Genomic DNA, 24,717 nt, shown 5'->3' with positions numbered 1-24,717 from the left:
TGAGGTGTAGACATGAAGTTACTTGTTCAAAAATTTGGAGGTACATCAGTCCGGGACAGTGAAGGCAGGTCCCGGGCCATTTCTCATATTAAAAAAGCAGTTGAGGAAGGTTACAAAGTAGTCGTGACAGTTTCGGCCATGGGACGTAAAGGAGAACCTTATGCTACTGACACTCTGCTTGACCTTATTGAATTTCCCAACAGCAAAGTATCCTCACGAGAGCAGGATATGCTCATGGCTTGCGGAGAAACCATATCTTCTGTAGTGTTGTCTCATGAGCTTCTTCGTGAAGGCGTTTCATCGGCTGCATTAACTGGTGCTCAGGCAGGTTTTTTAACAAATGAGGATTTCACAAAGGCAAAAATTTTACGCATGGAGCCTGCCCGGATTTTAAAAGAGTTAAAATTACACGACGTAGTCGTTGTTGCCGGATTCCAGGGCCGTAATGAGGATTTTGATACAACTACAATCGGCAGAGGGGGAAGTGATACAAGTGCTGCTGCACTTGGCGCCTCCTTAAATGCGGAATTTATTGATATTTTTACGGATGTTGAGGGAATCATGACTGCGGATCCAAGGCTTGTGGATAAAGCAAGGGCGCTCGATGCGGTCACGTACAATGAAATCGTCAACCTTGCCTACCAAGGGGCAAAGGTTATTCACCCTAGAGCCGTTGAAATTGCGATGCATGCTAAAGTTCCAATTCGTGTTAGATCCACTTATTCGGACCTTCCAGGTACACTGGTTTCTGCTTCTTCTGAAGGGGAAGCAGGAAAGGATGTACCAGATCGCCTGGTTACAGGCATAGCCCACATGGGTGGGATTACCCAGATTAAGGTCCAATCTAAAGAAGACCCAAGCAAGCTGCAGTCTGAAGTATTTAAATCAATGGCTGAAGCCAATATTTCCGTCGATTTTATCAACATATCTCCGAGTGGGGTTGTTTATACTATCGATGCGATTTTCACCTCTAGAGCTGTAGAAATATTGAAGGAGCTTGGTTACGATCCTGAAGTAAGAGATAAATGCGCAAAAGTTTCCACCGTTGGCGCAGGAATTACCGGTGTGCCAGGTGTAACTTCCAAAATCGTTCAAACCTTAACTGATGCAGGAGTGCAGATCCTGCAATCCGCAGACTCGCATACAACAATCTGGGTGCTGATTAAGGAAGAAGATCTAGTGTTAGCTGTAAATGCCCTGCACGATATATTTGAATTAAATGCAGTGGAGCATTGAAAGGGGAGAAAAGAGTGAATTTCGGGAAAGTTTTAACAGCAATGGTGACCCCTTTTGACATTCATGGTAATCTTGATTTAGCAAAGACCACCACCCTAATCGAGTACTTGCTCAATAACGGCACAGATGGTTTAGTAGTAGCAGGTACAACAGGGGAATCACCGACCTTAACATCTGAAGAGAAAATAGCTTTATGGAAGCATGTCGTTGAGGTGGTTGATGGCCGGGTGCCCGTAATTGCAGGCTCAGGAAGTAATAATACCCAGGCAACCATCGAATTGTCTAAAAAAGCAGCAGCTACAGGAGTAGACGCTCTTATGCTCGTAGCCCCATATTATAATAAACCTAATCAAAGAGGGCTTTACGAACACTTTAAAACAGCTGCAGCTGCGACTGATCTGCCGGTCATGGTATATAATGTACCGGGTAGATCCGTCATAACCATTGCTCCTGAAACAATCATTGAGCTGTCAAAAATCGACAACATCGTTTCCGTGAAGGAAGCGACGGGTAGTCTCGATGCCATGACTCAAATTATTGAAAATACGGATGATTCCTTTAGTTTGTACAGCGGAGACGATAATTTAACTCTGCCATCTTATGCGGTTGGCTCACACGGCGTAGTCTCCGTTAGTGCACATGTATTGGGAAATCAAATGCAGGAAATGCTGCGATTGTTTGATGAAGGAAAAGTGAAGGAGGCTTCTGCCGCACACAGAAAATTCCTGCCGGCTTCGAACGCCATGTTCTGTGCCCCTTCACCTGCCCCGATAAAAACAGCGCTGCAGATGAAAGGACTCGACACGGGCGGTGTTCGTTTACCCCTTGTTTCCTTAACTGCAGAAGAACGTTTATTAATTCAACAAGTCATCAACGGTTTGGCGTAAATGAAACGGCAAGGAACTTCCTTGCCGTTTTTTGTATGTTTGGCTCCTTCATAATCCATACTACAAGAAAAGAATGAAAGGAGCTCCATTCATGAAAGAATCACAGGAAGAAAAAGAAAAGGATCAATCGAAGTCAGGGATCGTTGAGAAAATCCAGCAGTTAGGCCAGGGAAATGTTCCCCAGCCTCCAGATTCCAATATTCATGTTCTGCCGGTTATTGGCCAAGTAGAAGGTCATGTACAATTACCAGCTCAAAATAAGACAACAAAATATGAGCACCTTCTCCCCCAATTGATTGCTATTGAACAAAATCCAAAAATTGAAGGTCTTGTTGTCCTGTTAAATACGGTTGGCGGAGATGTTGAGGCGGGGCTCGCCATCTCTGAAATGATTACGTCGCTGTCCAAACCTTCGGTATCCATCGTTTTAGGCGGCGGGCACTCGATAGGTGTTCCAATTGCGGTTTCTGCGGATTATTCATTTATTACAGAAACAGCAACGATGACGATTCATCCAATTCGATTGACCGGGCTTGTGATTGGAGTCCCACAAACGTTTGAGTATATGGATAAAATGCAGGATCGAGTCGTAAATTTTGTAACGCGTCATTCCCACATAGATGAAGAAAAGTTTAAAGAGTTGATGTTTGCTAAAGGAAACCTGACGAGGGATATCGGCACAAATGTAGTCGGCCAAGATGCGGTAGACTATGGATTGATTGATGCTGTAGGCGGTGTGAAAGAAGCCATGGTTAAATTAAATGAGATGATCGAAGCACACAAAGGACCACAGGAACAGCAGGTGGTCCAATGATTCATTATACCCCGCTCAGTGAATACGATATTTTTCCTGATGCTGGAAGTGGAAAAATTGTCTATCATCAGCATAAAAATAAACCTGTGAAATGTCTGGATTTAGGGAATGGAAAAATGCAGATTATCCAGTTGTTATCGACAGATCCTGAAGATTATATGGATCCTTCACTGCAACCAGGACAATGGTTGGAATAGTAACATTTCTCTTTTCTGTGATATAATAGAATAGGCGAACATGCTGGAAGTCAGGATGTCGGATGGTATTTTCTATTTTATGTAGAGAATCATTCGGCATCCTGTTGTTTTCCTTTTAAAGGATGGTGTAGTCTTTATGGCTAGACGGAAGAAAAAACAATCTAAGAAAAAACAATCAGGTCTGAAACAGCAGATTAAATTTGAGCTGGTCGGTCTGTTTCTCCTCTTTTTAGCCGTCTTTGGCAGCGGTGCCTCAGTCATAAGCTCTGGTGCGATACCGGGTGGGTTAGAGAGGATTTGGCAGGTGATTTTTGGAGTATGGTATTTTGTGCCCTCCATTTTCTTTTTAGCTGTTGGTTTGTTTCTTATGATCAAACGAAGGTGGCCGGCCTTTTTACATAAGCGGCTCATTGGCATTTATTTAATTTTTATCGCTCTTCTGCTGTTCACTCATCTAGAAACATTAGGGGACGAGCTTGCCGCGGATCAGGGATCCATCGTAGCTTTAACTTGGGACAGGCTTGCCGGGATGATGCGGGGAACAGCAAGTTTCTACAGCATTGGCAGTGGTTTAAGCGGGGCGTTTCTCCTCTTGATTACCTACTATTTGTTTTCAGGGGTGGGAACGGCCATAGTCTCCTTTTTCTTGTTTTTAATCGGGGCCTTGTTTTTAAGTGAATGGTCGATCGGTGAAGTACTGCTGAAGGCTGGATCGTTCTTGAAATCACTTACGAACAGTCAGGTCAGCCGTTTTCAGGAAAAGCGTGAAAAAAGGCAGAATGAACGCATTGACGTTACACCTGAGGAGAAAACGACAACTTATGAATTAAATGAAGGTGAACCAGTGGAGACAGCGGAAGAACCAATTATTGAGGACTTCACTGACAACGCTTATAAACAAGAAGCTGAGACGGCAAAAGCAGTTGAATCCACTTCAAAGGATCAGAAGGATGGAGAGGAGGCTGCACTTGAAAAATCTATGCCGACAGCAGAAATGGAAAATGAGGATTACCAGCTTCCCGGTTTTGATCTTCTGGACGAACCGACTTCGGGTCCACAGAGCCAGGGGCGTTCCCATATTCAAGCTACGGTCAGAAAGCTGGAGAAAACCTTTCAAAGTTTCGGGGTAAAAGCAAAAGTAACCAAAGTCCACGTTGGTCCTGCGGTAACGAAATATGAAGTGTATCCGGATGTAGGAGTAAAGGTTAGTAAAATTGTTAATTTAAATGATGACCTTGCATTGGCACTGGCGGCCAAGGACATTCGGATTGAAGCACCGATTCCAGGTAAATCTGCGGTTGGGATTGAGGTGCCTAACCAGGAGGTTTCGATGGTTTCGCTGCGCGAAGTTTTAGAAACTGGAAAGGCAAAGCCCGATGCGAAGTTAAGTTTTGCCCTGGGCAGAGATATTTCAGGGGAAGCGGTCATGTCTGAGCTCAACAAGATGCCGCACCTGCTGGTTGCAGGAGCAACTGGAAGCGGAAAAAGTGTTTGTATCAATGGGATTATTACGAGTATTCTCATGCGAGCCAAGCCTCACGAAGTCAAAATGATGATGATTGACCCGAAAAAAGTAGAGCTTAATGTGTATAATGGCATTCCGCATTTGCTGGCGCCTGTAGTGACTGATCCAAAAAAAGCATCCCGGGCTCTTAAAAAAGTGGTCTCCGAGATGGAACGCCGTTATGATTTATTTTCTGATTCTGGTACGAGAAATATTGAAGGATATAATGAGTACATTAAAAAACACAACGAGGAACATGAAGATACCCAGCCCCAGCTCCCATACATTGTGGTGCTCGTAGATGAGCTTGCTGATTTGATGATGGTGGCTTCCAATGAGGTAGAAGATGCCATCACCCGGCTCGCTCAAATGGCTCGTGCTGCTGGTATTCATCTCATTATCGCTACACAGCGTCCTTCTGTGGATGTAATTACTGGGGTAATTAAAGCCAATATTCCTTCAAGGATTGCGTTTAGTGTCTCTTCTCAAACCGATTCGCGCACAATATTGGACTCCGGCGGTGCTGAGAAGCTGCTCGGCCGTGGAGATATGCTGTTTACTCCAGTGGGAGCCAATAAACCAACTCGTGTCCAAGGGGCATTTCTTTCTGACGAAGAAGTAGAAAGAGTGGTCAACTTCTGTGTAGAACAGCAGCGTGCCCAATACCAGGAGGAAATGATTCCTGAGGAAGAAAGCGAAGTAAAACAGGAAGTAGACGATGACCTCTATCCTGAAGCAGTCGAAATGGTCATTGAAATGCAAAGTGCGAGTGTTTCGATGATCCAGCGCAGATTCAGGGTGGGTTATACACGGGCTGCCCGTTTAATTGATGCGATGGAGGACAACGGGATTGTTGGTCCATATGAAGGAAGTAAACCTAGAAATGTCCTCGTTTCTCAAGTATCTGAGGAACAATCTTCCTAAGTAAAAACATAGAATTGAAGTGCAGTCTTTTCCAAGGAGAAGGCTGCTTTATTTTGCCTTTGGTTGTACACTTTTCCTGAAAAAGTCTTACTTTTTCTCCTAAAAACCTGAAAAGTTACAAAATTCATAGTATATCAATAAGTCGCAAAAACGATAAAAATGTCCCAATTCTATTTATTTATTGTAAGAAAAGTGTTATATTATTCAAGAATGTGATGTGTCGAACGTCAGATGTCAGATCTCTTACTTATAGGATAATAGACTTGGAGTGTGAAGCCTATGTCGATCAGACAAGATACTAGGCACCTGTATTTACAGGTGATCGAACAGATCAAACGGGATATTGAAAATGGCATCTATCAGGAAAAACAAAAGCTGCCTTCTGAATTTCAATTATCCAAATCATTAGGGGTGTCGAGGGCAACCTTACGAGAGGCTTTACGCATTCTTGAAGAGGAAAGTATTGTTACAAGAAGACATGGTGTAGGAACTTTTGTAAATCCTAAACCTGTATTTTCTTCAGGAATTGAAGAGCTTGATAGTGTAACCGGGATGATTAGTAAATCCGGTATGACCCCGGGTTCACAGTATTTATCTGCTGAATTAATCGAACCAACAGAAGAAGAACGCAGCCGTTTTGCTCCCGTAGAGATACATAACTTAGCAAAGGTAGAACGGGTACGAACAGCAGATGGACAGCCAGTCGTTTATTGTGTAGACAAGCTCCCTCAAGGGTTAATTCCTTTAGAGCAGGTAAGAGAAGCCGATTCCATGTTTGGCATCTTGGAACAATACACAGGCAAATCGATCAGCTACGCAGTTACTCACATTGTACCTATCGGATACCACGAACGAATCTCACCTATATTAAACAGTGAACCAGATCAAGCATTACTCTTGTTAAGACAGATGCATTATTCCTATGAAGATGAACCTATGCTTCTTTCGTCCAATTACTTTAGAGCAGACAAGTTCAGCTTTCACGTTTTAAGAAGAAGGGTGTAAGGGCTTACATTTTCGAGCGAATTTTTGGGGAGGTGAGGCTGGTAACAACTATGTGCTGCCGTTTCGGCGAATGGACTTTTCACTTATCAAATTAGGGGGTAATTGATTTTGAAAAAACATCGTTTTCTTTTAGTTTTTGTCCTTTTATTAACAATTGGCATGGTGTTAGGTGCTTGCGGTTCTTCTGATAAGGAAGGCGATAACAAGGAAGCAAGCGGCGATTCTAATGGAGAAAAAGCAGCTAGTGATGATTTCTCTGTTGGAATGGTTACGGACGTCGGTGGAGTAGACGATAAATCTTTTAACCAGTCGGCTTGGGAAGGCCTTCAAGCGTTTGGTAAAGAGCATGACATGGAAAAAGGTAAAGGTTTCGACTATTCTCAATCCGAAAGTGACGCTGATTATACAACGAACTTAAACCGATTAGTTCGTGAGGATTACAACCTGATCTTCGGGATTGGCTATAAACTTCAGCCAGCCATTGAAAAGGTAGCTGAGCAATACCCTGATACTCATTTCAGCATCGTAGACTCTGTAGCAAAAGGGGACAACGTTGCAAGTATTACTTTCAAGGAGCACCAAGGCTCTTTCTTAGCAGGTGTAGTTGCCGCTATGAAAACAAAATCTAACAAAATTGGCTTTGTCGGCGGGGTAGACGGCGATTTGATTAACAAATTTGAAGCAGGATTTGTTGCTGGTGTTAAAACGGTAAATCCAGATATTGACGTAGATGTTCAGTATGCAGAAAGCTTTGCTGCAGCTGATAAAGGAAAGTTAATTGCATCAAGCATGTATTCTAAAGGCATAGACGTTATTTATCATGCGTCCGGAGCGACCGGGAATGGCGTATTTTCCCAGGCAAAAGACCTTAAGAAAAATAACCCTGATAAAGATTACTGGGTGATTGGCGTTGACCGGGACCAGTATGATGAAGGTCAGATCGGTGATTACAATGTAACCCTTACTTCAATGGTGAAACGTGTGGACGTAGCTGTTCAGGACGTCGCAACTCAATCCATGGAAGGCAGCTTCCCTGGAGGAGAAGTGCTTGAGTACGGTCTGGATGATGATGCGATCAGCATTGCCCGTACAAACAAAGATGCGCTGACAGATGACATCACGAATGCAGTAGAAGAATACAAAGGGAAGATTGTTGACGGAGACATCGAAGTCCCAAGTACTCGCGATGAACTAGATAAATACATTAAATCCCTATAAAAGGTGCAGAGAAAGGCTGATAAAGCCTTTCTCTCCCTAATAAGAAAATCATCAAATGAAGAGGGGTTCCGGCGTTCTTCATTTGATGATTTTTTCTAGGGGAAGACAGATAGGTAAGGAGTGAGGGAGACGAATGGATTACGTGATCGAGATGCTGAATATTCGTAAGGAATTTCCTGGGATCGTAGCCAATGATAATATAACCCTTCAAGTTAAAAAGGGAGAAATTCATGCGCTGCTTGGAGAGAATGGCGCTGGAAAATCTACATTGATGAATGTTTTATTTGGACTCTACCAGCCGGAGAGAGGCGAAATAAAAGTTAAAGGTGAAAAAGTGAATATTACTGACCCTAACGTGGCTAATGATTTAGGAATTGGGATGGTACACCAGCATTTTATGCTTGTCGATACCTTTACAGTTACTGAAAATATTGTTCTTGGAAGTGAACCACGAAAAGCTGGAACCGTGGATATCAAAAGAGCAGAAAAAGAAGTGGCAGAGCTTTCAAAACGGTACGGGCTGAATGTTGACCCTAAAGCCAAAATTCGGGATATCTCTGTTGGTATGGAGCAGCGTGTAGAGATATTAAAAACGTTATATCGTGGTGCTGAAATCCTTATTTTTGACGAGCCGACAGCAGTTTTGACTCCTCAGGAAATCAAAGAACTGATCACCATTATGCAAGGGCTCGTTAGAGAAGGTAAATCTATTATTTTGATCACTCATAAACTGAAAGAAATTATGCAGGTTTGTGACCGTTGTACCGTAATAAGAAAAGGCGAGGGAATCGGCACAGTCGACGTCAAAGATACCAATCCTACTGAACTTGCTTCTCTAATGGTAGGAAGAGAGGTTAGTTTTACTACCGAAAAATCAGAAGCTAATCCTAAGGACAGGTATTTAACTATTAAAGATCTGCACGTGAAAGACGTACGCGGTGTTGAAATGGTGAAAGGCCTGAATTTAGATATTCGCGGCGGTGAAATTGTCGGTATTGCTGGTGTAGATGGTAATGGCCAGACTGAGTTGATTGAAGCGATCACAGGCTTAAGGAAAACGGAGTCAGGGAGCGTCCATTTAAAAGACCGCGTCATTACGAACTTGAATCCAAGAAAAGTAACGAAATCAGGCGTATCTCATATTCCGCAAGACAGGCATAAATTTGGGCTCGTATTAGACTTTCCTATTGGTGAAAACATGGTTCTGCAAAATTATTTCGAGCAGCCATTTTCAAATAAGGGGGTCCTGAACTACAAAAACATTTATAAAAAAGCTCGTGAACTCATTAACGAATATGATGTGCGGACTCCAGACGTTTATACGAAAGCGCGTGCATTGTCGGGTGGAAACCAGCAGAAGGCTATTATCGGCCGTGAAGTCGACAGATCCCCGGATTTAATTATTGCCGCTCAGCCTACACGCGGGCTGGATGTTGGAGCCATTGAATTTATTCATAAGAAATTAATAGAAGAACGGGATAAAGGCCGTGCCGTTTTGCTGCTGTCTTTTGAACTGGATGAAATTATGAATTTGAGTGATCGGATTGCAGTTATGTTTGACGGACAGATTGTGGCTATGAAGAAGCCGGAAGAAACTAATGAACAGGAACTAGGGCTGCTTATGGCGGGAAATACAAAAGAGAAAGCGGGGAGCGAATGATATGTTTTCAAATCGTACTGTAAATATATTAATTCCAATTATCTCCGTATTGCTCGGATTAATTTTTGGAGCGGTCATTATGCTCGCTTTTGGATATAATCCGATCAAGGGCTATGGCGCATTATGGAGCGGGGCTTTTGGAGATCTGTATTTCTTCGGGGAAACACTCAGGCAGGTGACTCCTTATATCCTATCAGGACTTGCAGTTGCCTTCGCCTTACGCTCTGGGTTACTAAACATCGGTGTGGAAGGGCAGGTCTTCGTTGGCTGGCTTGCTTCTGTGTGGGTAGGGGTTACCTTTGATTTCCCAATGATCATCCATTTGCCGCTGGCCGTATTAGCAGGGGCTTGTGCCGGAGCATTCTGGGGATTTATTCCTGGAATTCTTAAAGCAAAGCTTGGTGTCCATGAAGTTATCGTTACGATCATGATGAATTACATAGCTTTGTATTCTTCCAATTCACTTGTGAGGAACGTTATTACAGATGGAGAGGATCAGACGGAACACATTAAAGCGTCAGCATCATTAGCATCCGACTGGCTCGCCGGTATGACTTACTTTTCCCGTCTGCATTACGGTATTTTAATTGCCTTATTTATGGCTGCTGTCATGTGGTTTGTATTAAATAAAACGACGACCGGATTCGAACTCCGTTCCGTTGGGTTTAACCAAAATGCTTCCAAGTATGCTGGGATGAGCGTGAGTCGTAATATTGTTCTTGCTATGGTTATATCAGGAGCTTTTGCAGGACTTGCTGGTACGATGGAAGGTTTGGGTACATTTGGTTATATGTCAGTTAAATCAGGATTTACCAATATTGGTTTTGATGGAATCGCTGTTGCCCTGTTGGGAGCCAATTCTGCAGTAGGTGTTGTCCTTGCTGCCCTGTTGTTTGGGACTTTAAAAATTGGGGCATTAAATATGCCGACTGAAGCCGGCGTGCCTACAGAACTTGTCGAAATCGTAATTGCATTAATTATCTTTTTTGTAGCTTCCAGCTACGTCATTCGATGGGCCATTCTTCGGTTTAAAAAGGAGGGGAAATAAATGAGTTTCTTTGAAATATTGCAATCGATCATTCCGCAGGCATTGTTTTTTGCCTCCCCTCTTATTTTTACTGCGCTAGGCGGCGTGTTTAGTGAGCGCTCCGGAGTCATTAACATTGGCTTGGAAGGACTAATGATCATGGGGGCGTTTGTCGGAGTAGTGTTTAACCTGGCTTTTTATGATACTTTCGGTGCGGCAACACCTTGGATTTCTATTATTGCTGCAATGGTGGTCTCAGCCATATTTGCCTTAGTCCATGCAGTTGCTTCCATTACTTTCAGGGCAGATCAAGTTGTCAGCGGTGTGGCTATTAACTTCCTTGCTCTTGGGATCGGGTTGTTTTTAACTAAACAGTGGTATGATAAAGGTCAGACAGACATGGTTGAACGCCCTTTTTATACAACAAACATTCCAGGTTTAAGCAAAATACCAGTGATCGGAGATTTATTTTTCTCCAATATGTACATCACTTCTTATGTTGCGATCGCTTTAGCGTGTCTCGTATGGTTTATCCTTTTTAAAACTCCCTTCGGTCTCCGTCTTCGGTCAGTAGGGGAACATCCGATGGCTGCTGATACGAATGGAATCAATGTCTACAGCATGCGTTACGTTGCAGTAATGCTGTCGGGAGCTTTAGGGGGCCTTGGCGGTTCCGTTTATGCTCTTACGATTGCATTAAATTTTTCCCACGCAACGATTGTTGGACAAGGGTTTATGTCCCTTGCTGCTGTAATCTTCGGCAAATGGCATCCTTTAGGAGCTCTTGGAGCCGCTTTGTTTTTTGGTTTTGCACAAAGTTTAAGTATTGTAGGGCCGAGCCTCCCGTTATTGTCTGAGGTTCCTTCGATCTTTCTTTTAATTGCCCCTTATGTGCTGACTATTCTTGCTCTTGCAGGTTTTATCGGCAGAGCAGAGGCGCCGAAAGCACTCGGAGAACCTTACGTGAAAGGAAATCGTTGAATTTTTGCCCGGTACAAATGTGCCGGGCTTAATTTTTTACTTTTTGCTACATATACCTTAGCATAGGACTTAGTTCCTCGTGGATGAATAGAAGTAAGATTGACCATAATAGAATAGAGAAATAAGGAGGATGGAAGATGAAAATAACAAAAGAATCCGTTAAGCATAACGAAGGGTATCGGCTACATATTTTACCTAGCAAAAAATACAAAACCATATCAATCGTAGCGAAGTTTAAAAGGCCATTGCTTCGAGAGAAGATTACTGAACGTGCTTTGCTTCCTCATGTGCTGCAAAAAGCTACGAACAACCATCCAAATATACGTACTCTTCAAAGTGCGTTTGAGAATCTGTACGGTACAGCTTTATCCAGTGATGGTTCGAAAAAGGGAGAAAACCACGTGCTCAGCTTCAGGATGGAAGTTGTAAACGAAACCTACCTCAAGGATAATGAACCCATCCTGGAGGAAGCTTTTAAACTGCTTCATGAAGTATTATTTGATCCAAAAACTGTTGGTCAAGGTTTTGACCCTGAAATTGTTCAACGGGAAAAGCAAACCTTGGAGCAAAAAATTACTTCTATTAAAGATGACAAAATGTCCTATGCAAATCTAAGGTTAATGGACCATATGTGCAAGGATGAACCGTATTCTCTTCACGTGCATGGTTATTTAGAGGACTTTTCGTCCATTACTGCTGAAAGCCTCTATGATTATTACAAAACGATGATTGAAAATGACATGCTTGATGTCTATGTCATTGGAGATGTGGATGTCTCTCATATTGAAGAATTAACAGACCGAACGTTTAAAAGAGAGAAGAACCGCAGGAATGAGGATAACGACCAAAAATCTCTTCATAAAGAAATCGAAAAAGTGAAAGAAATTACGGAAGCTGAAGATGTGAACCAAGGTAAGCTTCATATCGGCTACCGGACGAACACGTTGTTTGGGGATGAAGACTACTATGCACTTCAGGTTTTCAACGGCATATTTGGCGGTTTTCCAAGTTCAAAGCTGTTCTTAAATGTGCGTGAAAAGCACAGCCTTGCTTATTACGCGGCTTCAAGGTTTGAAAGTCATAAAGGACTTCTGCTCGTATTCAGCGGTATTGACCCGAAAGATTTCAAGCAGGCGAAAGAAATCATTCTCGACCAGATGGAAGCTATGAAAAAAGGGGATTTCTCTGAAGAACAGGTGGAGGAAACTAAGCATCAGGTGATCAACCAATTACAGGAAACGATGGACAATGCCAATGGTTTAATTGAAATCCTTTACCATCAAATGCTCTCAGGAGCTGAGATGCCGGCCGATAAACTGATCAACCACATTCGTGAAGTAACAAAACAGGATGTAATAGATATGGCCAACAAAGTGGAATTAGACACCATTTATTTCTTAACAAGTGAAAAAGGTGGGGAATAACCATGGAAGTACTCGAATACCAGCAGCTTAATGAAAAAGTTTATAAAGAGACGATGGATAATGGCCTGCAGGTCTTTTTGCTAGCAAAACCGGAAATGGCCAAGACCTTTGGGATTTTCACAACCGACTATGGTTCCATCGACCAAACCTTCACACCGATCGGAAAAGATGAAAAAATAACCGTGCCTGAAGGAATTGCGCATTTTCTAGAGCATAAATTATTCGAAAAAGAGGACAGAGACGTTTTTCAGGACTTTACGAGACAAGGCGCATCGGCCAATGCCTTTACCTCTTTTACAAAAACAGCCTACTTATTTTCGTCTACGAGCGAGATTGAAAAGAACGTGCAGACGCTGCTTGATTTTGTTCAGGACCCTTATTTCTCTGAAGAGTCTGTGGAAAAAGAAAAGGGGATCATCTCTCAAGAAATCCGTATGTATGATGACCAGCCTGACTGGAGGGCTTTTTTTGGCACGATTCAAAGCCTTTATCACGAACATCCAGTAAAAGTGGATATTGCAGGAACAGTGGATTCTATCAATACGATTACGAAAGATGATCTTTATACCTGCTATGAAACATTTTATCACCCTTCCAATATGGTTTTATTCATCGCTGGAAATATAGAGCCGGAAGCCTTGATGAAGCAAATTCGCGAGAATCAGGCGAGCAAGGAATTTGCTGAACAGCCGCAAATCGACCGGTTCTATCCGGAAGAACCTTCAACCGTTGCAAAAAAAGAGCATTCAATTACAATGCCGGTCACAACCGCGAAATCTATGGTAGGGGTAAAAGAAAATGTAGAGGGATTAACAGGACAGGAATTATTGAAAGCTGAACTGCTTTCCAGCATGATTCTGGATTATTATTTTTCAAAGAGCGGCGCCTATTATGAAGAGCTTTATAAAAATGATTTGATCGATGACAGCTTTCAATTTGAAACAGAGCTTGACCGGCAGTTTGGATTTACTATTCTTGGCGGCGATTCGAGGAAACCAGAAGAACTGGCGAACAGGATCAAAGAAATGCTGCACCAATTAAAAAACGAAAAAATCGCTGAAGAAGATTTTTCGAGAATGAAGCGAAAAAAGATCGGTCAGTTTATGAGAGCGTTGAATTCAATGGAATTTATCGCAAATCAGTTTGTCCATTACCATCTCATTGGAGTAAATTTATTTGATGTATTACCAGCGATTGAATCACTAACTGCTAATGATGCTGAAGAATATGTGAATCAATGGATAAAAGAAGATACAATTGCTGTCTTTCAGGTGAAACCCCAGCAGTCATGAGAAGCTGTTTAATCATTGGAAGCAGCGGTGAGATCGGGAGCAGGACTGCTCAATTACTCGCTGAAGAAGGCTGCCAGGTAGGACTCCACTATCATTCAAACGCTAGTGCGATTCACAAGCTGGAGCGTGCCATTCCTGCTGGTCAGTTGTCAGGCACGATCCGGGGGGATTTATCAAACCAGGACGGTGTGGATAAATTTTTATCCCAATTAAAAACTGATTGGGATGCGGTCGTTTTTGCAGGAGGAAGTCACTGGAGCGGCCAGTTTCAGGATATGAACCCATCACAGATGGATCAGTTGTATTTCCAGCATATGAAAGGACCGTGGATGATTACTCAGCACGTTCTGCCTGCCATGATTTCGCGTAAGCAAGGCAGCATAGTGTTCGTTTCTTCTATTTGGGGTGAAATAGGAGCCAGTATGGAAGCCGCTTACAGCGGAGTTAAAGGTGCTCAAATCAGTTTTGTAAAAGGGCTGGCAAAAGAGCTTGCTCCAAGCGGAATACGAGTGAATACTGTGACACCGGGCCTCATAGATACGAAAATGAACGGGATGCTTTCACAAGAGGAGCTCGATCAACTTGAAGAAGATATTCCTGTTGGACGGGCTGGGAAACCGATAGAAGTGGCAGAAGCCATAGCATTTCTGTTAAGTTCAAAAGCCTCTTATATTACCGGGCATACCTTCCAGGTAAATGGAGGATGGAATTAATTTCTTCGCATGTATAAAATGGTTTTTACCTCCTCATACTAATCATGATTAATTACCATGAGGAGGTAACTGAAATGTCTGTTCTTGAAAACTTTGATTCTTGGAAGGATTTCTTAGGTGACCGTCTGCACCAGGCACAAGGACAAGGAATGAGTGATCGTGCGGTGAACGAACTTGCTTTTGAAATCGGGAATTACTTAGCAACACAAGTGGATGCACAAAATGATCAGGAAACTATTCTTCGTGAACTTTGGAACGTGGCAGATGATCACGAACAACATGCCATCGCTAAAATGATGGTCAAACTAGTACAAAACGAAGGAAATCAAGCTTAATTCGACAAAAACCGCACAATATGATTTTGTGCGGTTTTTTTATATTTTTTCCATTCAGCCCATTTACAGCCTTTCCTTAACAATTAAAATCATTTATGATAGTAGGAGGACGTTACTGGTTCAATTTCTCATTTGACAAATTACGACAAAATCCTGAGGAGTTGTATAATGGAAAAAAAGGAATGGTATTTAGAATATGAAATACAATACAACCGCCCGGGTTTACTTGGAGATATATCTTCCTTACTTGGTATGATGGCTATAAATATTGTAACGATAAATGGAGTAGAGAACTCCCTGCGTGGAATGCTACTACTGTGTAAAGATGATGAACAAATCACCCGTTTAAAATCCATATTAAACACAATGGATACGATAAAAATAACGAAATTGCGCCGTCCGAAGCTCAGAGATCGTTTAGCTGTACGACACGGCAGATACATACATAGCGACGTGGATGACCGGAAGACTTTCCGCTTCAACCGGGAAGATCTTGGGTTGCTCGTTGATTTTATGGCCGAATTGTTTATGAAAGAAGGCCATAAACTCATTGGTATAAGAGGTATGCCGCGAGTTGGGAAAACTGAATCCGTCGTAGCTGCTAGTGTATGTGCAAATAAGCGCTGGTTATTTGTATCAAGCACTTTATTGAAACAGACGGTTAGAAACCAATTGATTGACGATGAATACAGTGAAGATAACTTATACATTATTGACGGTATTGTTTCCGCTCGCAGAGCCAGTGAAAAGCACTGGCAGTTAGTCAGGGAAATCATGCGGCTTCCCGCGACGAAAGTTATTGAACATCCTGATATATTTGTGCAGGAAACGGAATATAAAATGGATGATTTCGATTATATTATCGAGTTGAGAAATAATGAAGAAGAAGAGATCACATATGAAACGGTGGAAAAACCAGGCATGCCGATGAATGATGGGTTTTCCATGTTTGATTTTTAAATAATGGATGGTGGTTAGACATGGAAATGGATATTGGGACCCGTTTACGGGAGGCTCGTGAAAAAAAGGAAATGCCGCTAGAGCAGGTGCAGGAAATTACAAAGATTCAAAAACGCTATCTGCAGGCGATTGAGAACAATGATTTTAAAGTGCTTCCTGGAAAATTTTATACGAGGGCATTTATACGTGAATACGCGTCAGCAGTGGGGTTGGATCCTGAAGTAATCATGCAGGAACATAAAAGCGAACTTCCTGAATATGAAGACGAAAACCTCGTGCAATACAGCCGTGTACAAAAAGCGAGCAGGGAGTCTGCTTCCAAGTCGTCGTCTGGTATTTCAAAAGTATTTCCTACGATCATGACAGTCGTTCTCATTGTTTTTCTGCTGTTTGTGGCTTGGGCATTTATCACCCAGATTAAAGGAGGAGGCAATGAGGACCAGCCTACTTCAACGAAAGACGAAAATGAAGTCAGTGTTCCGGAGTCGCAAAATGACAGCGGTGATGGATCAAGCGCAGATCAGAATTCTTCAGAAAGTGAGAATAACAGCGGCGATTCCAATTCTCAGAACGATGAGGATAAAGAACAGTCCTCTGATGAAAAGAACCAGGAAGAAGATTCTCAACCCAAGCCTGAAATAAAGCTCGTGGAACAAGGAAACGGCAATTTTCCTGAGCATACGTTCGAAGTAAAGAATGCTAAAGAGTCCAGTTTGACCGTAGAGATTTCAGGGCAAACCTATCTGGAGGTAAGCGCTCCGAAGAATGGAGAGAATTTAACACCACCTAAGATTTACTCGAAATCTGATTCCCCTCTTACTTTTGACTTGAAAGGTCAGAAGGAAGTTTATGTGAAAATCGGTTCGGCTAAAGCGGTGACTGTAAAGATCGATGACCAAGAGGTGGAATACCCTATTAACCCGGATCAGCTGGTTACCCAGAAATTTTTATTGAAATTCAAGTAAGAAATGAAGGAAGGCTGTCCTTTGCATGAATAGGAGAAACGAATGGACGTGCCGTTTGTTTACTATTCACGAGGACAGCCTTATGTTGTAAATGAGGAGAGTGTTGGTATGAATTTACCGAATAAAATCACCCTGTCAAGAATTTGTTTAATCCCCCTGTTTATCATCCTGATGAGTGTACCATTTAATTGGGGGCTGTTCCTATGGGGGACCGTGAACTTCCTATTGCCCACCTTGCAGCAGCGATTTTGTTTATTCTTGCATCCACTACGGATTGGATTGATGGCTACATAGCAAGAAAGTACAATCTGGTAACTAATTTAGGTAAATTTCTTGATCCGCTTGCAGATAAACTGCTTGTAAGTGCCGCACTTATTTTACTTGTGGAAATAGGGCTTGCCCCTGCATGGATTGTGATTGTCATTATCAGCCGTGAGTTCGCTGTGACAGGGCTGCGGTTAGTTGCAGCAGGGGAAGGCAGTGTCCTTGCGGCAAGCCAGATGGGAAAACTGAAAACATGGCTTCAGATCATCGCTGTTTCAGTATTGTTATTGCATAATTGGCCGCTTTCTTATGTGAACTTTCCCCTTGGATTAATTGCATTATATGCTGCGCTTCTTATCACCGTAGTGTCAGGATGGGACTACTTCGCTAAAAACTGGCATGTTATGAGAGATTCCAAATGAAGGCAGAAATTATCGCTGTAGGAACAGAATTGCTGTTAGGCCAAATTGCCAATACGAATGCTCAGTGGATTTCCAAAAAACTCGCTGCTTATGGTGTTCCTGTGTACTTTCATAATGTTGTAGGAGACAATATGGCACGGGTACAGCAAACGTTTCAAATTGCCCGGGAACGTTCTGATATCGTCCTGATCACCGGAGGTCTGGGACCCACTGATGATGATATGACGAGAGAAGCTGCACAAAAAATAATCAAGCAGAAGCTGGTAGAAGATCAGCAGTCGATGGCTAAAATCGAAGACTATTTTCAGCGAAACAACAGAAAGATGACGTTGAACAACCGCAAACAGTCACGAGTGTTTGAAAACGCTCGTGTTTTTCCTAACCCTGAAGGTATGGCTCCCGGGCAGGCTGTCGAAGAAGAAGGGTGCGTATGGATTTTTCTACCCGGGGTTCCGAGAGAAATGAAAAAGCTGATGGAGGATTTTGTGCTTCCTTATTTGCAGAAAACGTTTCAGCTGAATTCCGAAATTGCATCAGAAATGATGAGGTTTATTGGCATTGGGGAATCCACGCTTGAACATGAGCTCTACGATATTATTGAAAAACAAACCAATCCAACAATCGCCCCCTTGGCGGGGAATGGAGAAGTGGCTTTAAGATTAACGGCCTCAGGGTCCTCTCCATCAGACGTTCGGAAGCAAATTCGAGAGTTGAAAAATATAATCCTATCCAGGGTCGGTGAGTATTACTATGGCAGTGATGAAATCACGATAGCCGGTAAAGTATTAGAGCTGCTTCGAGCTGAAAACATGTCGCTTTGTTCTGCTGAAAGCCTGACAGGTGGAAAATTTATTGAAGGACTGATCTCTCTGCCTGGTGCTTCAAAAGTATGCCAGGGAAGTCTGGTCGCTTATACACCGGAAGCAAAACATAAAGTCATTGAAGTTCCTAAATTTATTATCGATGAATTTGGAACGATCAGCCGGGAATGTGCAGAAACAATGGCTTTGAACGCTCAAAGCATTCTGGAATCCGATGTGTCTATAAGCTTCACGGGAGCAGCAGGTCCAGATCCTAGTGAAGGTCATGAGCCTGGTATCGTCTTTATTGGGATTCAAGTTCAGGAAGAGCAGCCTGTGGTGAAAAAATTCCATTTTGACGGCAGCAGAGACAAAATTCGCAGCCGGGCGGTAAACAAAGGGTATGAATTGTTGTTCCATCTATTAAAAAATCGATGAAAATTTGATGGCAGAAGTGACTAATAAATAATATTTTCAATAATCATGTGTACAGAATTTCATTTATACGTAAAAGAAAATTGAAATTCTGTACACATTTTCAAATTAAAAAAGGGAACATTTATTCGCTTTTTAGTTGGCAAACGATAAAAAACAAGTTATGATAAGGATAGAAATTTTGAAAGGGGTATCGTATGAGTGATCGAAAGCAAGCGTTAGATATGGCACTAAGACAAATTGAAAAGCAATTCGGAAAAGGTTCGATTATGAAGCTGGGGGAAAATGCTGAACAGAAAGTAAACACTGTACCCAGTGGATCCCTTGCCCTGGACGTAGCACTGGGGGTTGGTGGTTATCCCCGCGGTCGAATCGTTGAAATATATGGCCCTGAATCCTCCGGTAAAACAACAGTCGCCCTGCACGCTATTGCAGAAGCACAAAGACAAGGCGGCCAGGCTGCTTTTATTGATGCGGAACATGCCCTTGACCCGGTTTATGCGAGACGGCTTGGCGTTAATATTGATGAACTGCTTCTTTCCCAGCCGGACACGGGGGAACAGGCTTTAGAGATAGCTGAAGCACTGGTCCGCAGCGGTGCAGTGGACATGGTCGTTATTGATTCGGTTGCCGCACTTGTACCAAAGGCCGAAATTGAAGGGGAAATGGGTGATTCCCATGTCGGTTTACAAGCACGTTTAATGTCGCAGGCGCTCCGTAAGCTCTCCGGCGCAATTAGTAAATCTAAAACGACCGCTATCTTTATTAACCAGATTCGTGAAAAAGTGGGTGTGATGTTCGGAAGTCCTGAGACCACTCCAGGCGGACGTGCGTTAAAGTTCTATTCTTCCATACGTTTGGAAGTCCGCCGGGCGGAAACGTTGAAGCAGGGGAATGACATGGTCGGGAATAAAACCCGGTTGAAAGTGGTAAAAAATAAAGTTGCCCCACCTTTTAAACAAGCAGAAGTAGATATTATGTATGGCGAAGGAATCTCCAGAGAAGGAGAATTGGTAGATATAGGAACAGACCTTGATCTAATTCAGAAGAGCGGTTCATGGTATTCCTATAAGGATGAGCGTTTAGGTCAAGGAAGAGAAAACGCGAAGCAGTTCCTTAAAGAAAACGAAGAAATCTATCAGGAAGTAAAACAGTTAATCCGGGAACACTACGGGATGATAGAGGGTGCTGAAGAAAAAGAAGCTGCGAAAGAAGAAAGTCAGGAATCTCTCGACTTTTAAGTATTTCACCTTTCATACGGTTTGTTTTGCCGTAAACTCTCTTTCACAGCAAAGTTAATGACCAGCTGATCAATCTGTAGTGAGAGTCTCGTAAAAACATCGAAAACAGTGCACGTGCGGCACTGTTTTTTGATCGTCCAAATAGACTGATAGTTTTAAATATTTCGCCTTAAATGATGACATAAATATGACGATTCCTTGACATTACCAAACGTCAGGAATAAAATGAGAGTGTATCATTTTCATCTTTATACCCTATTTTAACAGTAATGAAACTGAAAATGAATCGTTTGTACATGCCGACAAACGGACCAAGTTCATAGCAAGAGGAGGTGAAATTATGGATTTGATATCCTCGCTCATCTTCATTTTGCTTGCCCTTATCGTCGGTTCTGTTGTTGGTTATCTTATTCGGAAATCGATTGCGGAGGCGAAAATTTCCAGTGCAGAGGAACTAGCGAAGCAAATCGTCGAGGAAGGAAGACGAAATGCGGAATCTGCTAAGAAGGAAGCTCTTCTTGAAGCGAAAGAAGAGAACCAGAAATTTCGTCAAGAAGCGGAAAATGAAATCCGCGAACGCCGCATGGAACTGCAGAAAACTGAAAATCGTTTAACACAGAAAGAAGAGAATCTTGATCGTAAAAGTGGCACGCTTGATCAGCGTGATTTATCACTTGAAAAGAAAGAAGGGACTCTTGCCGAGAGACAACAACAAATTGAAGAAATGGAAAGCAAAGTGAAAGCTATGCTTCAAGAACAGCAAGCCGAGCTCGAACGAGTATCAGGCTTAACATCAGATCAGGCGAAACAGATTATCCTTGAACGTGTAGAACAAGAGGTTTCACACGAAACTGCGATTATGATTAAAGAAGCAGAAAATCGCGCGAAAGAAGAAGCAGACAAGAAGGCGAAAAGCATTCTTTCACTTGCCTTGCAACGATGCGCCGCAGATCATGTTGCGGAAACGACGGTTTCTGTCGTCAATTTACCTAATGACGAAATGAAAGGTCGGATTATTGGTCGTGAAGGACGTAATATCCGTACCCTGGAAACTCTTACTGGAATTGATCTTATCATTGATGATACACCGGAAGCGGTCATTCTTTCAGGGTTTGATCCGATTCGACGGGAAACTGCACGCATGGCGCTTGAAAAACTGGTCCAGGATGGACGGATCCACCCAGCTCGCATCGAGGAAATGGTGGACAAGTCCCGCCGTGAAGTAGATGATTATATACGAGAGGTTGGAGAACAAACCACCTTTGAGGTTGGTGTTCATGGTCTTCACCCTGACCTTGTAAAAATATTAGGCCGTTTGAAATACCGTACCAGTTATGGACAAAACGTGCTTAAACACTCTACTGAAGTTGCCTATCTTTCGGGACTGCTTGCCGCAGAATTAGGCGAAGATGAAATGCTAGCCCGCCGCGCGGGTCTGCTCCACGATATTGGTAAAGCGATTGACCATGAAGTGGAAGGCAGTCATGTCGAAATTGGGAAAGAACTGGCAACCAAGTACAAAGAAAATGAAACTGTAATTAATGCGATTGCTTCTCACCATGGTGACGAAGAACCGACGTCTATCATTTCGGTTCTGGTTGCTGCAGCAGATGCTCTTTCCGCTGCCCGCCCAGGTGCTAGAAGTGAAACTCTCGAAAATTATATTAAACGGCTTGAGAAACTGGAGGAAATTTCAGAGTCCTATGAAGGCGTTGAAAAATCCTTTGCCATCCAGGCTGGACGCGAAGTTCGTATTATGGTTCGTCCTGATGAAATTGATGATCTTGAAGCGAAACGATTAGCACGAGATATTAGAAATCGAATCGAGGGAGAACTCGATTATCCAGGTCATATTAAAGTAACCGTTATTCGTGAAACACGCTCAGTGGAATATGCGAAATAATAAATGAAGCGGCCCTTGGGCCGCTTCATTGCTGTTTTACAGGTCATAGAAAAGGAAATACTACTAAGAGGAAATAGAGCAGGATATAGAAAGGAATCGATGTCATGAGAATTTTATTTATCGGGGACGTGGTAGGCTCTCCAGGAAGAGAGATGGTAGAAGAATACCTTCCGAAGCTGAAAGAAAAATACCAGCCAGCTGCAACGATTATTAATGGCGAAAACGCAGCATCTGGAAAAGGCATTACTGAAAAAATCTATCGCCGGTTTCTTGAGTGCGGTGCCCAGGCCGTTACCCTTGGCAATCATTCGTGGGATAAGAAAGAAATTTTTGATTTTATCGATGATGCGGACTATTTAATCAGACCCGCTAATTTCCCGGAAGGTACACCTGGAAGCGGCATGACATTTATTAAAACACCAAAGGCGGAAATTGCTGTTATTAATTTACAAGGGAGAACGTTTCTGGCTCCGAACGACGATCCTTTTAGAAAGATCGATGATTTAATAGCGCAGGCAAAAAAAAGAACGAATGTAATTTTTCTTGATTTTCATGCAGAAGCAACAAGCGAAAAGCAAGCAATGGGGTGGTATGTAGATGGTCGCGTAAGTGTGAACGTTGGTACGCACACCCATATTCAGACAGCCGATGAACGAATTCTTCCAGCGGGTACAGGCTATATTTCAGACGTAGGGATGACGGGGCCTTATGACGGAATATTAGGAATGGAAAGAGAAGCTGTACTCAAACGCTTCCTGACAAATCTTCCTGTACGTTTTGAAGTTCCAAAAAAGGGAAGAACACAATTAAGCGGATTTTTGGCAGATGTAGACGAGCGGACAGGCAAAGCTCAAAAAGTAGAACGTATCCTCATCAATGATGATCACCCCTTCTTCCGCTGATTATTTGAATTTTGTGACAACTTCACTCATAATGAAAAGTAATATTCTACATCTCCAAGAATATAGTAGTTATGGAATAACTATAGTGATTGAAGGAGGAGCTAGTAATGGATGTATTAAAAGTATCAGCTAAATCCGTACCTAATTCAGTAGCAGGAGCTTTAGCAAATGTGGTTAGGGAGAATGGTACTGCAGAAATTCAGGCAATCGGAGCAGGTGCTTTGAACCAGGCTGTGAAAGCGGTTGCGATTGCTCGTGGATTTGTGGCACCTAGCGGAATGGACTTAATCTGCATTCCTGCCTTTACTGATATTATGATTGATGAGGAGGAACGTACGGCGATTAAGTTAATTGTCGAACCTCGTTAACTGCGCTTTCATGAAAAATTCAATTATTTATAGTGAAACTGCACTCTTCTACAGAGTGTAGTTTTTTTAATGTTCAAGTGTACACTGTGTACGTACACGAAGGGTTGCGGAAAAATTATAACATGTTAAGATTGTGGTAGTATTAGTTTTTGTTTAAAGAGGAATGTAACGGGAGTGTTCACTGTGAATGGAACTATGAAAGCAATTGTTAAACATCAACGAGGAGTAGGTGCCGAACTTAGAGAAGTTTCGATTCCTTCTATAGGAGAAGAAGAAGTATTGATTCGAGTTAAAGCAACTTCCATTTGCGGCACAGACGTGCACATCTATAATTGGGATGAATGGTCTGCGAGCCGCGTTCAGCCTCCTTATGTATTCGGGCATGAATTTGCAGGAGAAGTAGTAGAAGTTGGCGAAAAGGTAAATAATTTTACTATTGGAGATTATGTAAGCGCTGAAACGCACCTCGTATGCGGCGATTGTCCCCAATGTTTAACCGGACAGTATCATATTTGTGAAAATACAAAAATTATTGGTGTAGATACACAAGGTTGTTTTGCGGAATACGTAGCACTGCCAGCCAAAAACCTCTGGCGTAATCCTGAGGACATGCCGACCGATATCGCCTCCGTACAAGAGCCGATGGGGAATGCTGTCCACACGGTTTTAAACGGAGAGGTGGCAGGGAAATCCGTTGCTGTTATCGGGTGTGGTCCCATTGGATTAATGGCTGTAGGAGTAGCAAAAGCAGCTGGAGCATCCCAAGTCCTGGCCTTCGATTTAAATGAGTACCGCTTGGATTTGGCCAAACAGATGGGAGCGTCTGCTGTCATTCATTCTGGAAACGTTGACCCTGTAAAGGAAGCGAAAGCTTTGACGAATGGTCATGGAGTAGACGTTGTTTGTGAGATGAGCGGGCATCCGGCAGCGATGGATCAAGGATTCAAAATGATTACCAATGGCGGCAGAATGTCTATTTTAAGTCTGCCGGCAAAACCAGTAACTTTAGACGTCACCAATGATATAGTCTTCAAAGGTATTCATGTCCAAGGAATTACAGGAAGAAAAATGTTCGAAACTTGGCAGCAGGTTTCCCGCCTACTTCATTCCGGGCAGGTAGATGTCAAGCCTATGGTTACTCATCATTTGAAATTGGAAGAGTTTGAATATGGATTTGATTTAATGAACGAAGGAAAGTGCGGTAAAGTAGTATTGCACCCATAATTGACAAGGAGGATTC

Annotated in this window: 22 protein-coding genes and 1 pseudogene; all 23 read left to right on the top strand. The window is 42.7% G+C overall.

All coding sequences use genetic code 11. The annotated features are described in order from the left end of the window. The first annotated feature begins 12 nt into the window (after positions 1-12). Positions 13-1,236 (top strand): aspartate kinase, encoded by a 1,224-nt coding sequence (gene dapG / locus MUN89_RS13720; RefSeq protein ID WP_244708366.1) that lies wholly within the window; start codon positions 13-15, stop codon positions 1,234-1,236. Positions 1,237-1,250: 14 nt separating this feature from the next. Further along, positions 1,251-2,123, top strand: a complete 873-nt coding sequence (gene dapA / locus MUN89_RS13715; protein ID WP_256463988.1) for a 4-hydroxy-tetrahydrodipicolinate synthase — start codon at positions 1,251-1,253, stop codon at positions 2,121-2,123. A gap of 91 nt (positions 2,124-2,214) precedes the next feature. After that, positions 2,215-2,937 carry a ClpP family protease gene (locus tag MUN89_RS13710; protein WP_244708365.1) on the top strand — a complete coding sequence of 241 codons (723 nt, stop codon included), beginning with the start codon at positions 2,215-2,217 and terminating at the stop codon, positions 2,935-2,937. Next, positions 2,934-3,134: a YlzJ-like family protein gene (locus MUN89_RS13705; RefSeq protein ID WP_244708364.1), complete on the top strand. Its 201-nt coding sequence runs from the start codon at positions 2,934-2,936 to the stop codon at positions 3,132-3,134. Before MUN89_RS13710 ends, MUN89_RS13705 begins: the two co-directional genes overlap by 4 nt. 136 nt (positions 3,135-3,270) lie before the next feature. After that, positions 3,271-5,562, top strand: coding sequence for an FtsK/SpoIIIE family DNA translocase (locus tag MUN89_RS13700; protein WP_244708363.1), 2,292 nt, complete (start codon positions 3,271-3,273; stop codon positions 5,560-5,562). Positions 5,563-5,841: 279 nt separating this feature from the next. Beyond that, positions 5,842-6,567, top strand: coding sequence for a GntR family transcriptional regulator (locus tag MUN89_RS13695; protein ID WP_244708362.1), 726 nt, complete (start codon positions 5,842-5,844; stop codon positions 6,565-6,567). 108 nt (positions 6,568-6,675) lie between these two features. Beyond that, positions 6,676-7,785, top strand: a complete 1,110-nt coding sequence (locus MUN89_RS13690) for a BMP family lipoprotein (protein WP_305852423.1) — start codon at positions 6,676-6,678, stop codon at positions 7,783-7,785. A gap of 133 nt (positions 7,786-7,918) precedes the next feature. Continuing rightward, complete coding sequence (locus MUN89_RS13685; protein WP_244708361.1) at positions 7,919-9,445, top strand: ABC transporter ATP-binding protein; 1,527 nt, start codon at positions 7,919-7,921, stop codon at positions 9,443-9,445. A 1-nt stretch (position 9,446) separates the two neighbouring features. After that, the gene (locus MUN89_RS13680) at positions 9,447-10,493 is read left to right on the top strand and encodes an ABC transporter permease (RefSeq protein ID WP_244708360.1); all 1,047 of its coding nucleotides are present in this window, start codon (positions 9,447-9,449) and stop codon (positions 10,491-10,493) included. After that, a complete protein-coding gene (locus MUN89_RS13675) occupies positions 10,494-11,453 on the top strand; it encodes an ABC transporter permease (protein ID WP_244708359.1) in 960 nt (319 codons plus the stop codon). 137 nt (positions 11,454-11,590) lie between these two features. Then, on the top strand, positions 11,591-12,877 hold the full coding sequence (gene yfmF / locus MUN89_RS13670) for an EF-P 5-aminopentanol modification-associated protein YfmF (RefSeq protein WP_244708358.1): 1,287 nt from the start codon (positions 11,591-11,593) through the stop codon (positions 12,875-12,877). A gap of 2 nt (positions 12,878-12,879) precedes the next feature. Then, positions 12,880-14,169 carry an EF-P 5-aminopentanol modification-associated protein YfmH gene (gene yfmH, locus MUN89_RS13665; RefSeq protein ID WP_244708357.1) on the top strand — a complete coding sequence of 430 codons (1,290 nt, stop codon included), beginning with the start codon at positions 12,880-12,882 and terminating at the stop codon, positions 14,167-14,169. Beyond that, entirely contained in the window at positions 14,166-14,882 is a 717-nt protein-coding gene (ymfI, locus tag MUN89_RS13660) for an elongation factor P 5-aminopentanone reductase (RefSeq protein ID WP_244708356.1), read from the top strand. Before yfmH ends, ymfI begins: the two co-directional genes overlap by 4 nt. Before the next feature lie 74 nt (positions 14,883-14,956). Beyond that, entirely contained in the window at positions 14,957-15,217 is a 261-nt protein-coding gene (locus MUN89_RS13655) for a DUF3243 domain-containing protein (protein ID WP_244708355.1), read from the top strand. A 168-nt stretch (positions 15,218-15,385) separates the two neighbouring features. Next, positions 15,386-16,177, top strand: a complete 792-nt coding sequence (locus MUN89_RS13650; RefSeq protein ID WP_244708354.1) for a DUF3388 domain-containing protein — start codon at positions 15,386-15,388, stop codon at positions 16,175-16,177. A gap of 20 nt (positions 16,178-16,197) precedes the next feature. Further along, positions 16,198-17,142: a helix-turn-helix domain-containing protein gene (locus MUN89_RS13645; RefSeq protein WP_244708353.1), complete on the top strand. Its 945-nt coding sequence runs from the start codon at positions 16,198-16,200 to the stop codon at positions 17,140-17,142. Between the two features lie 108 nt (positions 17,143-17,250). Next, a pseudogene (gene pgsA, locus MUN89_RS13640) lies at positions 17,251-17,828 on the top strand (CDP-diacylglycerol--glycerol-3-phosphate 3-phosphatidyltransferase). After that, entirely contained in the window at positions 17,825-19,066 is a 1,242-nt protein-coding gene (locus tag MUN89_RS13635) for a competence/damage-inducible protein A (RefSeq protein ID WP_244708352.1), read from the top strand. The pseudogene pgsA and the gene MUN89_RS13635 overlap by 4 nt, the downstream one beginning before the upstream one ends. A gap of 194 nt (positions 19,067-19,260) precedes the next feature. Beyond that, positions 19,261-20,304, top strand: a complete 1,044-nt coding sequence (recA, locus tag MUN89_RS13630; protein ID WP_244708351.1) for a recombinase RecA — start codon at positions 19,261-19,263, stop codon at positions 20,302-20,304. 340 nt (positions 20,305-20,644) lie between these two features. Continuing rightward, complete coding sequence (gene rny / locus MUN89_RS13625) at positions 20,645-22,207, top strand: ribonuclease Y (protein ID WP_244708350.1); 1,563 nt, start codon at positions 20,645-20,647, stop codon at positions 22,205-22,207. Between the two features lie 104 nt (positions 22,208-22,311). Beyond that, positions 22,312-23,109 carry a TIGR00282 family metallophosphoesterase gene (locus MUN89_RS13620; protein ID WP_244708349.1) on the top strand — a complete coding sequence of 266 codons (798 nt, stop codon included), beginning with the start codon at positions 22,312-22,314 and terminating at the stop codon, positions 23,107-23,109. Between the two features lie 107 nt (positions 23,110-23,216). Further along, on the top strand, positions 23,217-23,477 hold the full coding sequence (locus MUN89_RS13615; protein WP_244708348.1) for a stage V sporulation protein S: 261 nt from the start codon (positions 23,217-23,219) through the stop codon (positions 23,475-23,477). A 183-nt stretch (positions 23,478-23,660) separates the two neighbouring features. Beyond that, on the top strand, positions 23,661-24,701 hold the full coding sequence (gene tdh, locus MUN89_RS13610) for an L-threonine 3-dehydrogenase (protein ID WP_244708347.1): 1,041 nt from the start codon (positions 23,661-23,663) through the stop codon (positions 24,699-24,701). The last annotated feature ends 16 nt before the right edge of the window (positions 24,702-24,717 follow it).

This window comes from Halobacillus salinarum, assembly GCF_022919095.1.
Classification (GTDB): Bacteria; Bacillota; Bacilli; order Bacillales; family Halobacillaceae; genus Halobacillus_B; species Halobacillus_B salinarum.
The sequence above is the reverse complement of the archived record's forward strand: the minus strand, read 5'-3'. Positions and strand labels throughout refer to the sequence as shown.